This is a genomic window from Streptacidiphilus anmyonensis (assembly GCF_000787855.1).
GTDB classification, from domain to species: domain Bacteria; phylum Actinomycetota; class Actinomycetes; order Streptomycetales; family Streptomycetaceae; genus Streptacidiphilus; species Streptacidiphilus anmyonensis.
In genome coordinates, this window is the sequence record NZ_BBPQ01000015.1 from 16149 (window position 1) to 30237 (window position 14089).

At 73.6% G+C, this 14089-nt stretch carries 16 protein-coding genes; 6 read left to right on the forward strand and 10 right to left on the reverse strand.

The annotated features are described in order from the left end of the window. Positions 1 to 4 precede the first annotated feature (4 nt). Positions 5 to 700, forward strand: a complete 696-nt coding sequence (locus TR50_RS16420; RefSeq protein ID WP_042421421.1) for a helix-turn-helix transcriptional regulator — start codon at positions 5 to 7, stop codon at positions 698 to 700. A 48-nt stretch (positions 701 to 748) separates the two neighbouring features. Then, entirely contained in the window at positions 749 to 1207 is a 459-nt protein-coding gene (locus tag TR50_RS16425; protein ID WP_042421422.1) for a DUF3291 domain-containing protein, read from the forward strand. 43 nt (positions 1208 to 1250) lie between these two features. Here the strand turns inward: TR50_RS16425 and TR50_RS16430 are convergent, their stop codons facing one another. Continuing rightward, a complete protein-coding gene (locus tag TR50_RS16430; protein WP_084700420.1) occupies positions 1251 to 3002 on the reverse strand; it encodes a DUF885 domain-containing protein in 1752 nt (583 codons plus the stop codon). A 150-nt stretch (positions 3003 to 3152) separates the two neighbouring features. Here TR50_RS16430 and TR50_RS16435 point away from each other — a divergent pair, with 150 nt between their 5' ends. After that, a complete protein-coding gene (locus TR50_RS16435) occupies positions 3153 to 3563 on the forward strand; it encodes a VOC family protein (protein ID WP_042421423.1) in 411 nt (136 codons plus the stop codon). Between the two features lie 36 nt (positions 3564 to 3599). Here TR50_RS16435 and TR50_RS16440 read toward each other — a convergent pair whose 3' ends face one another. Continuing rightward, positions 3600 to 4220, reverse strand: coding sequence for a TetR family transcriptional regulator (locus TR50_RS16440; protein WP_042421424.1), 621 nt, complete (start codon positions 4218 to 4220; stop codon positions 3600 to 3602). Positions 4221 to 4360: 140 nt separating this feature from the next. Between TR50_RS16440 and TR50_RS47590 the strand changes: the two genes are divergently transcribed. From TR50_RS47590 to TR50_RS16450, 3 genes are all read left to right on the forward strand, one after another. After that, positions 4361 to 4516, forward strand: a complete 156-nt coding sequence (locus TR50_RS47590) for a hypothetical protein (protein ID WP_162837961.1) — start codon at positions 4361 to 4363, stop codon at positions 4514 to 4516. A 20-nt stretch (positions 4517 to 4536) separates the two neighbouring features. After that, positions 4537 to 4797: a DUF4190 domain-containing protein gene (locus tag TR50_RS44230; protein ID WP_439654226.1), complete on the forward strand. Its 261-nt coding sequence runs from the start codon at positions 4537 to 4539 to the stop codon at positions 4795 to 4797. Positions 4798 to 4976: 179 nt separating this feature from the next. After that, positions 4977 to 5396, forward strand: coding sequence for a DUF7144 family membrane protein (locus tag TR50_RS16450; protein ID WP_042421425.1), 420 nt, complete (start codon positions 4977 to 4979; stop codon positions 5394 to 5396). A gap of 19 nt (positions 5397 to 5415) precedes the next feature. Here TR50_RS16450 and TR50_RS16455 read toward each other — a convergent pair whose 3' ends face one another. From TR50_RS16455 to TR50_RS16490, 8 genes are all read right to left on the reverse strand, one after another. Beyond that, positions 5416 to 5742: a hypothetical protein gene (locus tag TR50_RS16455; RefSeq protein ID WP_042421426.1), complete on the reverse strand. Its 327-nt coding sequence runs from the start codon at positions 5740 to 5742 to the stop codon at positions 5416 to 5418. Positions 5743 to 5828: 86 nt separating this feature from the next. Then, entirely contained in the window at positions 5829 to 7181 is a 1353-nt protein-coding gene (locus TR50_RS16460) for a protoporphyrinogen/coproporphyrinogen oxidase (RefSeq protein WP_042421428.1), read from the reverse strand. Continuing rightward, the gene (locus tag TR50_RS16465) at positions 7178 to 8785 is read right to left on the reverse strand and encodes a class I adenylate-forming enzyme family protein (RefSeq protein WP_042421430.1); all 1608 of its coding nucleotides are present in this window, start codon (positions 8783 to 8785) and stop codon (positions 7178 to 7180) included. Before TR50_RS16465 ends, TR50_RS16460 begins: the two co-directional genes overlap by 4 nt. Then, a complete protein-coding gene (locus tag TR50_RS16470) occupies positions 8782 to 9783 on the reverse strand; it encodes a UbiA family prenyltransferase (RefSeq protein ID WP_042421432.1) in 1002 nt (333 codons plus the stop codon). The genes TR50_RS16465 and TR50_RS16470 overlap by 4 nt, the downstream gene beginning before the upstream one ends. A 65-nt stretch (positions 9784 to 9848) precedes the next feature. Next, positions 9849 to 10646: a class I SAM-dependent methyltransferase gene (locus TR50_RS16475; protein ID WP_042421434.1), complete on the reverse strand. Its 798-nt coding sequence runs from the start codon at positions 10644 to 10646 to the stop codon at positions 9849 to 9851. A 94-nt stretch (positions 10647 to 10740) separates the two neighbouring features. Next, complete coding sequence (locus TR50_RS16480; RefSeq protein WP_042421436.1) at positions 10741 to 11241, reverse strand: allene oxide cyclase barrel-like domain-containing protein; 501 nt, start codon at positions 11239 to 11241, stop codon at positions 10741 to 10743. A 340-nt stretch (positions 11242 to 11581) separates the two neighbouring features. Beyond that, entirely contained in the window at positions 11582 to 12730 is a 1149-nt protein-coding gene (locus TR50_RS16485) for a DegT/DnrJ/EryC1/StrS family aminotransferase (protein WP_042421439.1), read from the reverse strand. Next, positions 12727 to 13929, reverse strand: coding sequence for a DegT/DnrJ/EryC1/StrS family aminotransferase (locus TR50_RS16490; RefSeq protein ID WP_042421441.1), 1203 nt, complete (start codon positions 13927 to 13929; stop codon positions 12727 to 12729). The genes TR50_RS16485 and TR50_RS16490 overlap by 4 nt, the downstream gene beginning before the upstream one ends. Between the last annotated feature and the right edge of the window lie 160 nt (positions 13930 to 14089).

Below are 14089 nucleotides of genomic sequence, written 5' to 3' on the forward strand. Positions count from 1 at the left end.
TCCGATGACCGACCCGCAGGACGACCCCGAGCACGCCGAGGACGCCGAGGACGAGGCGCTCACCGCGCTGGGAGCCCTCGGCGATCCGGTGCGGCGCAGGCTCTACCGGTTCGCCGCGGCCGCGCCCGACGCGGTCGGCCGGGACGCCGCGGCCGAGGCCGCGGGGATCTCGCGCTCGCTCGCCGCCTTCCATCTGGACCGGCTGGTCGAGGCGGGGCTGCTGGAGACGGTCTTCCGACGGCTCTCGGGCCGGTCCGGCCCCGGCGCCGGCCGCCCAGCCAAGCTGTACCGGCGGGCCGGGCGCGAGCACACGCTGTCGCTGCCCCCGCGCGCGTACGACACCGCCGGACGCCTGCTGGCGGAGGCGGTGGAGCGCGCCGGGCTGGACCGCGAACTGCAGGCGGTCGCGCGCGAGCGCGGGGCGGAGCAGGCGACGGGCGACCCCGTCGGGACGCTCCGCGCCCACGGCTACGAACCCTTCCGCGATCAGGGCGAGCAGGGCAAGGCGGGCGAGGCGGGCGGCGAGGAGGTCGTGCGGCTGCGCAACTGCCCGTTCCACGCCCTTGCCGAGGAGTTCCCCGCACTGGTCTGCGGGATGAACCTGGCGCTGGTCAAGGGCCTGGTGGAGGGATGCGACGGCTGGTCGGCGGAGATGTCGCCGGGACCGGGCCGCTGCTGCGTCGCCCTTCGCAGGCTCTAAAAACAAAAATCATTGACGATAGAGCAAGGGTGCCGCCATCCTTGCTCCATGACTGGCTTTCATCTCGCGCAGGTGAACATCGGGCGCATCGTCGCCCCCATCGACGGGCCGGAGCTCGCCGGCTTCGTGGCGGAGCTGCCCGCGATCAACAAGCTCGCCGACGAGTCGCCCGGCTTCGTCTGGCGCATGGTCGACGACGACGGCGCGGACGCGACCGCGCTGCGGCCGGACGGCGCCGACGACCTCCTGCTGGTCAACTGCTCGGTCTGGGAGTCGGTCGAGGCGCTGCGCGACTACGTCTACCGCAGCGACCATCTGCGGGTGCTCAGCCGCCGCCGCGAGTGGTTCACCCGCATGACCGAGGCGCACCAGGCGCTGTGGTGGGTCCCGGTCGGCCACCGGCCGACCGTCGCCGAGGCCATGGAACGCGTGGCCCTCCTGCGCGAACACGGCTCGGGGCCGCGTGCGTTCACCTTCCGTGACCCGCACCCGGCCCCGACCGCTTAGGACCCCGACCGCTCAGAGGCCCCGACCGCCTGGCCTCGGAGCGTCAGAGCGCGGCCAGGTGGTCCGTCAGATCGTCCAGGCCGAGGGAGCCCTGGCGGATGGCGGTCATGTGCCAGGTCTTGAGGTCGAAGGCGGAGCCCTGGCGGGCGCGGGCCGCGGCGCGGCCGGCGAGCCAGGCGCGTTCGCCCAGCTTGTAGCCGATGGCCTGGCCGGGGCGGCCGAGGTAGCGGACGATCTCGCTGTCGCGGGCCGCGGGCGGCATGCCGACGTAGTCGGTCATGAAGTCCGTGGCCAGCTCCGGGGTCCAGCGCTCGCCCGGGTGGAACGGGGAGTGGGCCGGGATCGCCAGCTCCAGGTGCATGCCGATGTCGACGATCACCCGGACGATGCGCATCATCTGCTTGCCCAGGTAGCCGAGCCGACGCGCGGGGTCCTCGAGGAAGCCCAGCTCGTCCATCAGGCGCTCCGCGTACAGGGCCCAGCCCTCCACGTTCGCGCTGATCTTGCCGAGTGTGACCTGGTAGCGCGAGAGCCGCTCCGCCTCCGCCGCCCAGGAGGCGATCTGCAGGTGGTGGCCCGGAACCCCCTCGTGGTACCAGGTGCTGACCAGCCGCCAGGTCTGGAACCGCTCCTGGGCGTCGCCGTTGGCCAGCGGCAGGAAGGTGCGGCCGGGGCGGCTGAAGTCCAGGCTCGGGCCGCTGTAGTGGGGCGCGGCGGCGCCGCCGGCCGGGGCGATCCGGGTCTCGACGCGGCGCAGCGGGCCGGTGATGTCGAAGTGGGTCCCGTCCAACGCCGTGATCGCGTCCTCCATGATCTGCTGGAGCCATGCCCGCATGTTCTCGGCGCCCTGCACGGTGTGCCCGTGCCGGTTCAGGTGCTCCCGCGCCTCCTGGACGCCCGCGCCGGGCAGCACGCGCCGCGCCTCCGCCTGGAGTTCGGCCCAGACGCGGTGGAACTCCTCCCAGCCCCAGGCGTAGGTCTCGTCCAGGTCGAGGTCGGAGCCGGTGAACTGGCGGGCCCACAGCAGGTAGCGCTCCCGTCCGACGGCGTCCGGGGTGCCCTGGGCGGCGCTCGCGTAGTCCGTGCGCAGCCAGTCGCGGAACCCGACGAGCGCCTCCGTCGCCGCGAGGGCGGCGGCGTCGAGCTCCGGACGGAGCCGCTGCGGCGCGGGCTCGACGAACTCGGCGAACCAGCCGGCCGTGCCGGTTCGCTCGCCGGTCCACGCGGTCAGCTGCGCGGCGAGCACCTCGGCCTGACGCGGCGCGGCGAACAGGCCGCGCCGGACGCCCTCGACCAGGGTGGCCTGGTGGCCCTCCAGGGCGGCGGGCAGCTTGCGCAGCCGCCCGAGCACGGGGACCCAGTCCTCGTCGGCGGCGGTGGGCATCTGGGTCAGGATGCCGCGCAGCCCGTGCACGGGCGCGTGGATGTTGCGGACCGCGCGGAAGTTCTCGCCCGACTCGTGCACCCGCAGTTCGGACGTTAGCCGCTCGCGCAGCAGCCGGGCGCAGACCTGCTCGGCCGGGTCCGCGACCGCGTCGCGCGGGAGGGCGTCGAGCCGTCGCAGCGTGTCGCGGGCGAGGTCGGCCTCCGCCTCGCCGCCCTGCGGCGAGAGGTCGGGCATCCGGTCGTCGGTCGGGTCGAGGCCCAGCCAGGTGGTGACGCCGGGGTCCAGGACGGCGGCCCGGGCGACGTAGTCGTCGGCGATCTGTCGCGCGGTGGCGGGCGGGGCGGCGGGCGCGGTGTCGGGCGGCGTGGCGGGCGAGGTCGTCGCCGGGCTCGTCGGTGTACTGCTCATGGGCGTGGTCTCCCCCGAGGTGCGGATGGTTCGTTCCGGTAGCGATCATCCTGCTCGATGCGCGGCGGATCGGGAACACCGCCTCCGGCTGGTGTAGACCCGAGAAGTCAGCGTTCCCGAACCGCGACCCGCTCCGGAGGTGGGCGACCGATGGCCATCGCGACGTCACCGCAGAAGATCACCACGTTCCTCATGTTCGAGGGGCGTGCCGAGGAGGCGATGCGCTTCTACACCTCGCTGTTCGACGACGGCGAGGTGCTGTCCGTGGACCGTTACGGCCCCGACCAGGACGGCCTGGAGGGGACCGTGCGGCACGCTCTCTTCTCCCTGTCCGGGCAGTCGTTCATGTGCATCGACAGCCCGGCCCGGCACGCCTTCGGTTTCACGCCGTCGGTGTCGCTCTACGTCCGGTGCGACACCGAGGAGGAGATCGACCGGCTCTTCGGTGAGCTCGCGGAGGGCGGGCAGGAGCTGATGCCGCTCGGCTCCTACGGGTTCAGCACCAGGTTCGGCTGGGTGAACGACCGTTTCGGGGTCTCCTGGCAGCTGAACCTCGGCTGAGGCCGGGCCGAGGCCGGATCAAGGCCGGGGTGAGGCTCAGCCCGAGACCCAGTGCCGCCGGCCGAGGCTGATCAGGCGCAGCTGGCGGCGGGCGGTCGCGGTGATCTGGCGTTCCGTCTCGGCGTCGGCCTGCTGGAGGGCCGCGGCCGTCAGCACCATGTGGTCGACGTAGAGCTCGGCGACCATCCGGACGTCCGCCCGGCCCCACCCGGCCGAGGCCGGCTGCTCGGCGAGCGCCTGCGCCACCTCCTCGGTGAACCGCTCCAGTTCGGCGGCGATCGCCTCGCGGACGGGAGCCACTCCCCCGAACCGCTCGCGCGCGACGAAGCGGACGTGCGCGCGGTGCTCGCGGACGTGATCGGCGATCACCTTGACCGCGTGGTCGATCAGCTCCTCCGGCTCGCCCTGCTCGGCGAAGGCGGCGCGGACCATCTCGTGCAGGCTGGCGAGCGCCTCCTCGACGAGGGCCACCCCGAGATCGGCGAGGTCGCGGAAGTGCCGGTAGAAGCCCGCCGGCGACATGCCGGCCTCGCGGGTGACCTCGCGCATACCGAGGCCGGAGAAGCTCTGATGCTCCAGCAGCCGCAGGGCCGCGTCCATCAACGCCCGGCGCGACTGCTGCTTCTGGGCCTGCCGGACCCCTGTCGTGTGACTCACGCCATTGAGTAAACAACTGTTTGCTGAAATCCGCCACCCGGCGTAGGATGAAGAAGTCAGCGAACAGTTGTCATCACAAGTGTTCGCTGAAAGTTCACGCCGACTGCACACTCCGCCAGAGACCAGAGAAGAGCCTCGCTGTGAGTCTCCTTTTCGCCCTCGCCGCCCTCAGCCTGCTGCCGGGCGCGGCCTTCCACACCGACTCGTCCGTCCTCGCGACCGGGGCGGCCGCGATCGCCGCCTGGCTGCTCGCCTTCGGCGCCCGCGAGCGCCTCGCCCGTCGGAAGCAGCACTGACCAGCCACCCGGAGCGACCCGTGGACACCCTCACCGAACGCCAACGCACCTTCGACGCCGACCAGATGGCCGTGGCGTCGTTCATCCTCGGCCTGCTCGGCCTGCTCGTGTTCAACCTGGTGCTCGGCCCGTGCGCGATCGTGCTGGCCACGATCGCGCTGGTCCGCCGCACCGGCCGACCGGTCCGCGCCGGGCTCGGCATCGCCCTGGGCCTGGCCGATCTCGCCGTGCTGGCCGCTTCCGTCGCGGCCACGCCCGGCACCATCTGGCACGTGGCCTGACCTGAGCGGCGCCGACACCGAGCAGCGCACGCAGGAGCAGCCCCGTCGGGGCCCGGTGATCCTCGATCACCGGGCCCCGACGGCTTTTCGCCTCTCCCCCGAACGGCCCCGTCCGCTCGCCCCCCGGCGGTCCCGCACGGAGGCTGGGCGATGAGGTCCGGCTGCGAGGAGGCAGGCAGATGAGCACATCGACCCCGACCCCCGGGGCTGGCGACGGCGAGGGCCGCTGGGCCGTCGGCGCAGTCGTGTTCGCGGCGGTGCTGCTGCTCGTCAACGGGGTCCTGGGGATCCTCCAGGGCGCGTCGGCCGTGTCCAAGGACAAGGTCTTCGTCTCCACCCCGCACTACCTCTACAAGTTCGACCTGACCGGCTGGGGCTGGATCCACGTCGTGCTCGGGATCATCGCGATCCTAGTCGGCCTCGGTCTGCTCGCCGACCAGGGCTGGGCCCGCTGGACGGGCGTGGCCATCGCCTGTCTGAGCCTGATCGCCCAGTTCCTGTGGCTGCCGTACTACCCGTTCTGGTCCGTGGTGATGATGGGCATCGACGTCTTCATCATCTGGGGGCTCACCAGCCACCGCCGGGTCCGCGACTTCTGACCCGGCGGCGGCGCCGGGCTCAGAGCGAGAAGCTGCCGATGCCGGTGACGTGGGAGCCGTGGTTCGGCGGCAGGCTGCCGACGCCGTTCGCGTCGGGCAGAGTGGCCGGGACGGTGCAGTTCGGATCGGCGTAGACCCGGATCGACTGGTCGGTGAGGTTGTCCAGCACGTGGGCCAGCAGCGGCAACTTCACGCAGCCGGTGGGGTTCTGGTAGACGTCGAGCGGCTGGAGCTCGGTGGAGAAGACGACGACCTGACCGGTCGCGGCCTGCGCGGGGGCGCCCGCGAGGCAGGCGGCCGACAGGGTCAGCAGGGTCAGGACGAGGGCGGTCGCGCTGCGGCGCATGGCGGTACCTCCGATGGGTCGGGATGAACGGTGTCGGGGTGGACGGGCGGTGCGGCCGAGGCGTGGGAGGGCGGGCGCGGGACCGCTCACCCCACGCTCCGGACGAGCGGGGAGGTCGCCGCGTGGGCGACAGCGCGGCGCGCGGCCTGCTCTCCGGAGCGGACCGCGCCCTCGCTGTTGGGCCGCAGCAGGGTCCAGTCGCCGACGTAGTCGACGGGACCCGCCGGCCGCGCGGCGAACGCGCCGCGTAGGCGCAGCGCCGCGGGCGTGGCCTCAGGGAGGCCGTGGCGGAAGCGGCAGACGAGGGTGCGCGTGGTGGCGGCCCGGAGACCGGGCAGGAAGCGCTCGGCCTCCCCGACGAGCAGGCGCGTGACCTCGGCGTCCGGCGCGTCCAGCAGGTCGGCGGCGAGCCCGGGCGTGGCGAACAGGCCCACCATCCCGCGTCCGGGCGGCACCCGCCCCCCGTTCTTGAGATGGTCCCAGAGCAGACCGGCACAGACGCCGCTCTCGGTCTCCGGGACGGCCAGGGCGTAGCTGGGCGAGCGGGTGGGACCGGCGAGCGGCCGGTCGAGGAGGCAGACGGCCTTCAGCATCGGCGTGAAGGTGCAGGCCTCCAGGTAGGAGCGCTCCTCGGCCGGCAGACCCGGGTGCAGCGCCAGGGCGACCGGCGCGGGCACGGCGAGCAGGATCCGGCGTGCCGTCAGGACCTGGCCGTCCGCGAGGCGCAGCCAGGCGGCTTCGGGGCCGGTGCGCTCGACGGCCAGGGCGGGGCTGCCGAGCCGCACGGGGACGTGTGCGGCCAGCGCGCGGGCGAGGGTGTCCATGCCCGTGGTGTAGGTGGTCCAGCGGCATCCCGCGCCCCCGGAGGCGAGCAGGGTGGCCAGCATGGGGGCGGCCGCTGAGCGTTCGGGACGCCAGCCGAAGAAGGCGCCGGCCAGCGGCTGGAAGAGGCAGTCGTGCAGATCGTGGTGGTAGGCCCTGGCGTAGTCGGCGAGGGTGACCGTGCCGAGGGGCGAGAGCTCGGGCCGGTCGGGGTCGAAGTCGCGGCGCCTGCGCACCAGACCGGCGGTGGAGCGCAGCCAGGCCCATCGGCCGGGCCAGGACATGCCGGCGCCGCTGAGGAGTCCGAGCGGGTGGCCGAGGCGCGCGTGAGCGCGCCCGTCTCGCCACAGCGCGAACCCCGCCTGGATCGCCGCGAGTCGGTCGGCCGGGACGCCTAGCTCACGGATCAGCCGCCAGGTGGCCTCGTAGCCGCGCTCGGCGATGGTCTCCGCGCCCTCGTCGACGAGGTGGCCGTCGACGTGTGCGGTGGCCATGCGACCTCCGACGCGCTTGGCGGCCTCGAAGACCTGGACCGATCGTCCTGCCTGCAGCAGCCGGTACGCGGCGGTGAGCCCGCCCACGCCGGCTCCGACGACGGCGACGTCCAGATCGGTCATGTCCACTGCCCGGTGCCGTGGGTGAGGCTTCCGGCGAGATGGCGCTCGCGCAGTTCGTGGCGGCGGACCTTGCCGGTGCCGGTGCGCGGGACGGCGTCCCAGTCCAGGACGAGCGGCTCGGCCAGGGCGGGCAGGTCGCTCACGGCGGCCAGCCAACGCCCCCGGTCGACCGGGGCGTTGACCACCAGAACGGGCTGCGGCACCCGGTCGACGCCGCCCAGCACGACCGCCTCCTCGACCTCGGGGAGCCGCTCGTGGAGGACGTCCTCGATCTCGACGCAGCTCAGGCCGGGGATCATGTCGACCTCGCGGTCGAGGAAGTGCACCACGCCGGAGCGGGTGCGCACGGCGAGGTCCCCGGTGTTGAACCAGGGGCCGTGGAGCTTCTCCTGCCAGCGCTGCTCCTCGCCCAGGTAGCCGAGGCAGCGGGCTCCGGTCCGCGTGAGCACGAGTCCGAGGCGCCCGCGCGGGACGGGTGCGAGGGTCTGCGGGTCGACGATCCGCAGACCGACCCAGCCGGGCACGGGACGGCCGAGGTTGCGGGTCGTCGGATGACGCTCGGCACGCCGGGCGAGCGAACGCCGGGTGAGGATCCGGAAGGTGAGCGGACCGGTCTCCGTCTGCCCCCAACCCTGCATCCACAGCGGCGCCCGACGGTGGCTGGAGTCGAGGAAGGCCCGCACGGTGGGCGGGTGGACGGCGTCGAAGGTGGAGACGTACAGGCGCACGTCGCCGAAAGGGCTTCGCGGCCCGGCGGCCAGGCGCTGCCAGCGCTGGTAGGTGGACGGCAGCGCCTCGACGACCGTGGGCGGGTGCGCGCCCAGGGTGCGGCGGGCGGTCTCCGGGTCGGTGTCGTCGACGATGACCACTTCGCGGGGCTGGTGCCACAGTGTGCTGACGGTCCACGAGAGCGCACGGCCGTGAGCGAACGCGATGGCGGAAGCGACGCTGTCCGTCCGTCGCGCCGTGACGACGGGCCAGGGCAACGCCTCGAATCCGGCGAGCCGCCGGATCAGCGTCGTGGTGGAGTGGACGACCAGCTTGGGCACCCCGGTGGTGCCCGAGGTGTGGTGCACGGCCAGCGGCCTGCCGTCGGAGCGGTAGTGGATCGGGGCGGGCGGACGCGCGGGCAGCCGGTGGAAGTCAAGGACGTCCCCGCCACGAACGGCCGACACCGCGCCGTCCAGGGTCACGGTGCGGGCCGCGTGCCGGGTCGGGTCGACCCCGGCGGCCACCGCCGCGCGCAGCACCCGCGTGTCGGTGACCAGGACGGCGGGGCGCAGCCGGCCGAGCAGCGTGTCCAGCGTCCCGGGATCGACGTGGTCGGAGAGGAGTGCCGGGACCGCGCCGATCCGGGCTGCGGCGCAGGCGAGCAGCACGTAGTCCCAGTGGTTGCGCTTGACGACCGCGACGTACTCGCCGGGGCCGACGCCGGCGGCGGCGAGACGGGCCGCCGTCGCGCGGACCAGGTCCGCCAACTCCGGGACGGTCCAGCGGGTGCCGTGCTCGGGCGCGATGTCGAAGGGGCGGCTGAGGTGGACGACGGTGGGTGAGCCGCGTCGGGCCAGGGCGTCGAGGACGATGCCGGGGTCGAGGGGTTTCATCGCCACGCCACCGCCGACAGCAGGTCCGACGCGGCCATGAGGGCCACGGAGAGGCGGTGCACGTGGATGCCGCGCCTGCGGGCCCCGAGGACGTCGCCGCGCACGATCCCCTGGAGCCACTGCGCGCAGCGCAGCACCAGGACCGGGGCCATGGCCAGCGGGAACCACCCGGGACCGATCCCGACGGCGGCGGGGACGAGGATCAGCAGGGCCTCCAGCACCGAGACGGCTCCGATGAACACGGCGTTGCCCCGCGCGGAGACGACGGCGGCGACGGTGAGCCGGCCGACCGCGCGGTCCGCGGCCCGGTCGTTGATGTTGGAGTAGACGCCGAACAACGCGGGCCCGAGCCCGAAGAGCAGTGCCTGCACCACCACGAATCCGGGCGCCCCGCCGTTCAGCAGGCCGAACTGCGGCAGCACGAACCCCCAGCCGACGGCGGCGAGGAAAAGCTCCTGGAGACCGCGATAGCCGAGCTTGAGCCCCCAGGAGTACTGGAAGCCGAAGACGGCGCAGGCCGCCGTGCCGAGCACCGCCCACAGCGGCCTGGCCGGCGCGGCGACGACGGCCGCGCTCCACAGGACCGCGCACAGCGCCACCGACGTCCAGCCGAAACGGATCGCCTGACGCTCAGTCAACACGCCGCAGAGGAGCGGCTTTCGGACGAGCCGCCGGGCGGCGGCGTCGGGGCCGTAGTTCGCCGCGTCGCTGCCGTCGCGAAGGCCGGTCACGTCGTCGAAGGCCACCGAAGCGGCCACCATCGTCACCTCGCCCAGCAGGAACAGCCCCGACACCAGCGCCGTGCGGCCCGCCGACGCGCCTCCGAACGCCACCAGCATCGCCGCCACCAGGGGGACGCTCAGGTAGTAGTCGACGATGTCGAGCTTGGCCAGCCGGGCGTACGCGCGCCAACCGCCGGGCGCGGTCGCCGCCCGGCCGACCCCCGCCGGGGTGCGGACGGGCGGCGCGGCCCGGTCGAGTGCGGTCGCGGAATCCATGGACGGTGCTCCTCCTGCACGATGCGGTGCTGCTCGGGTGCTGCCTGGTGGCGTGCTGCCGGTCGTCAGGACGGCCGCCGGGCCTGCACGCAGTACAGGACCGAGGAGGCCGCCCGGAACGCGGGATGGCGCATGGCCTCGGACGCCGCCGCGCACTGGTCCTCCGTCAGCCCCTGCGCGACGAGGGCGTCGCGCAGGTGGTGGAGGTGGTTCAACTGCGCCTGAAGGCCCGGGGAGTCCGCGTGCCAGGGCACCAGGTGCGGCACCGGCTCGACGCCGGTGAACCCGGCGGCGCGCAGGTCCGCCGCGCAGGAGCGCCCCCAGGACGGGTCCGCTCCGGCGGCCCGCAGGGCACGCCCCTTGGCGGCCTGGAACGCCTGGTAGCCCGCGCGGGTGCGCTCGTCGGGCGCCAGCAGCACGGGCGCGTAGTCGATGTCGAACTCCTCCAACTGGAGCCACCCGCCCGGCCGCAGGGCACGCAGCAGGCGCACGAGGACGGCCCGCCGCTGCGGGAGGTGGGTCAGCACCAGACGGGAGTGGATCAGGTCGAAGGCGGCCTCGGGCAGCGGGTCGTGCACGATGTCGTGGCGCAGCGTCTCCAGCCCCGGCCGGGACGGGATGTGCTCGGGTCTCAGGTCGGTGGCCAGCACGCGGCCCCCGGGCGCGGCGCGCTCGGCCAGCCACAGGGCGACGCTGCCCCGGCCCGCGCCGACCTCCAGGCAGCGCCAGCCGGGACCGACCCCCGTCGTCGCGAGACGCGCGGTGGTGATCGGGTCGAGCGCGGCGGCCAGGCAGCGGTGCTGCTCCTCCACGTACGGGCTGTCGTTGTCGAAGGCGTAGCGGCCAGGGGCGGCGGTGGGCACGGTCTCTCCGGTGCGTCGGGGCGACGAGGCGTCGGGCTTGCGGTGGTGGGCCGCCGGACGACGGCGGCCCACCGGGTCAGGTGTGCGGCAGCCGCTAGCTGAACGTCACGTCGTAGACCCCGAGGGACCGGTTGGTGAAGTGGGCGGTGCCGGTCATGCCCTCGTAGGCACCCGTGCCACCGGTGACGACGCCCTCGAAGGACTTCGGATAGGTGGCGGTGGCCGGGTCCTGGATCGGGAAGACCCCGGAGACCGCGATCTGGTCACCGTTGCTGAGGACGATCTCCCCGCTGCAGAAGACCGTCACCGAGTTGGCGTTGATGCCGTCCTTGTCGCACATGTCGTAGGCGGTCCCGATCTTGTTTCCGCTGGTGTCCTTGACCGCAGCGGTGCCGCCGAAGCCCGCGCCCACGGAGTTCGCGGCGCCGGCCTCGTCGTTGCTGCCGTTGAAGTCGAGGGTCATCGCCGGCACGTTGGCGGCGCGCAGGTGGGCGGCCGAAGCGGTGCCGGAGACGCCGGCCACCAGGGCGAGGGCGGCGACGCCGGCAGCGGCGGCGGCCAGGGCGGCGCGCTTCGACGTGACAAAACGGGTCATGGAATCTCCTTGAAAGGACCGGACCGATTGCCCGGGTTCGGACGTAGTGGACCACATCGTCGGTACACGGAGCACTTCTGCCGCTCTCGACGTGTCGTGTACGAATCTCTGCCCAATAGTGCTGCGATGCCCGGAATTTCAGGGCCGAGGGAGGGTCGGGGCCGGGAGAAGGGCGGCCGGCCCGGTGGAGAATTCACCCGCTTGACCGGCACCTACCGACCGCACCCCGTGGGCGGCAGGGGCGAGTTGGCGCGATCACGGTGGACGGCGCGAGCCGGACAGGACTCATCGCCCCCGGGCGGCGCCCGGGGGCTGGGGGACGACGGGCCGCGCGGCGGCGTCAGCCGGCGAGGGCGAACTCCCGGACCGCGTCGGCGATGTACTCGACCTGCGCGTCGCTCAGCTGTGGATACAGGGGCAGGGACAGGATCCGCTCCCCCGCGCGCTCGGCGGCGTGCCAGGCGTCGCCCGGGGCGGCGTAACGGGAGAAGGCAGGCTGGCGCGGCAGCGGCAGCGGGTAGTAGACGTGCGAGCCGATGCCGCGTTCGGCCAGGTGCGCCTGGAGCGCGTCGCGGCGCTCGACCTGGAGCGTGTAGACGTAGAAGCAGCGGCCGTCCCGGCCCGGCGGCGGCGCGAGGACGCCGCGGTCGGCGAGGTCCGTGAAGCGCTCGGTGTAGCGCTCGGCGATCCGCGCACGGCGCTCCAGGCGCTCGGGGAGGCCCGGCAGGCGGTGGAGTTGGAAGGCGGCCAGCACCTCGTCGAAGCGGCTGTTCCAGCCGATCCTGTGGTGCAGGAAGCGGTGGACGCCGTCCTGCCCGTGGTTGCGCAGCATGCGCACGGTGCGGCCGAGCCCGACGTCCCGGGTGACCACGGCGCCGCCCTCCCCGGCGGTGCCGAAGGTCTTCACCTGGACGAACGAGTAGACCCCGGCCTCGCCCGCCAGACCGGCCGGAACGCCGCCCTGGACGCCGCCCTGGGCCACGGCGGAGTCCTCGACGAGCCGCAGCCGGCAGGCCCGCGCGAGCGCGCCGAGGCGCGGCATGTCGGCCATCACCGAGAACATGTGGGCGGGCAGCAGCGCCTTGGTCCGCGCGGTGATGCGGCGTTCCACGGCGTCCGGGTCGACGACCATCGTCCACGGGTCGATGTCCGCGAAGACGGGCGTCGCGCCGAGCGCCACGACCGAACCGGCGAGGGGGGCGCAGCCGAACGCGGGGACCACGACCTCGTCGCCGGGGCCGACGTCCATGGCGGCCAGCACCAGCGTCAGCGCGCTGGTGCCGCTGCCGCAGGCGACCACGTCCGCCGCGCCGAGCCGGTCGCGCAGCGCCTGCTCGAAGCGGGCGGTCCGCTCGCCGAGGATGAACTTCTGGGCGGGGGCGGTGCCGGTCTCCCGGACGAGGCGCAGCAGGTGCTCGCGGTCGGCCTCGAAGAGGTCGGGCGGGAAGAACGGCAGCCGCAGTCGGGAGGCGGCGGTGGTGGGCGTCATGCGCGGGCTCCGGCTCCGGCGTAGAAGCCCTGGATCAGGTCGCAGACCCGGTCCACGGCGGCGATGGGCAGGTCGGGGTGGAGCGGCAGCGCGAGGGCGTGCGCGCAGGCGGCCTCGGCGCACGGGAAGTCCCCAAGGCGGTGACCGAGTTCGGCGAAGCAGGGCTGGAGGTGGAGCGGACGCGGGTAGTAGGTCTCGGTCTCCACGCCGTGCGCGGCCAGATGCGCGGCCAGCTCGTCGCGGCGCTCCACCTCGACCAGGTAGACGTAGAACACCGGGTCCGCCTTCACTCCGCGGTCCACGACCGTGGGCAGCCGCAGCACGCCGCGGATCCCGGCGAGTTGTCGGCCGTAGGCGTCGGCGAGTTCGGCGCGGCGGGCGATGTCGGCGTCCAGCCGGGTGAGCTTGGCCAGCAGCACGGCCGCCTGGAGGTCGTCCGCCTTGCTGTTGCAGCCCGGCAGCGAGCTGCTGGTGTTGATGGTGGAGAAGTCGGCGATGGTGCGCCCGAACCGCCCGTGGTGGCGCAGCGCGTCCACGGTGCGGGCGATCTCGTCGTCGTCGGTCAGCACCGCGCCGGCGTCGCCGATCGCGCCCAGGGTCTTGGTCGGGAAGAACGAGAGCACGCCCCCGGCGCCGAACAGCCCGGCGTGCACGCCGTCGCGGCGCATGCCGATGGCCTCGGCGCTGTCCTCGACCACGGTGAGCCCGTGCAGTCGGGCGAGTTCGCCGAGCCGTCCGACGTCGGCGAGCTGGCAGAACAGGTGCACCGGCATCAGGAAGCGGCAGCGCGGGGTCAGCACGCGCTCCACGGAGGCGGGATCCAGGGCGTAGGTCACCGGGTCGATGTCGGCGAAGACCGGCCGACCTCCGGCCAGGACGACGGAGGAGGCGGAGGCCACGAAGGAGAAGGCCGGGACGACCACCTCGTCCCCCGGCCGCAGACCGGCCGCGCGCAGCAGCAGCACCAGCGCGTCCGTCCCGCTGTTCACGGCGACGACGTGCCGGGCCCCGGTCCAGTCGGCGAGCGCCCGCTCCAACTCCTGCACCTTGGCGCCGTGGGAGAACTTCCCGTCGGCGAACACCTCGGTCAGATGCCGCTCGATCAGCGGCCACAGCGCGGCGAAGCCCTCCGCCTGGGTGAAGAACGGCACGGCGGCGGGCGGCGGTTCGCGCCGGTCCACGGTCTGCTGGAGTTCCATCTCCGCCTTTCTGGGGCACGGATGCCACGGATTCACCGGCCGACGCTAGAGCATGTCCGTAGGCGAACGATGCCAGGCGACACGGTTCCTCTTCCGATTCACCCGAACAGGGAGCGATTGCGGCGCGGGTTTTGACTTGACGCCTTTCGCCCTTCAGGCT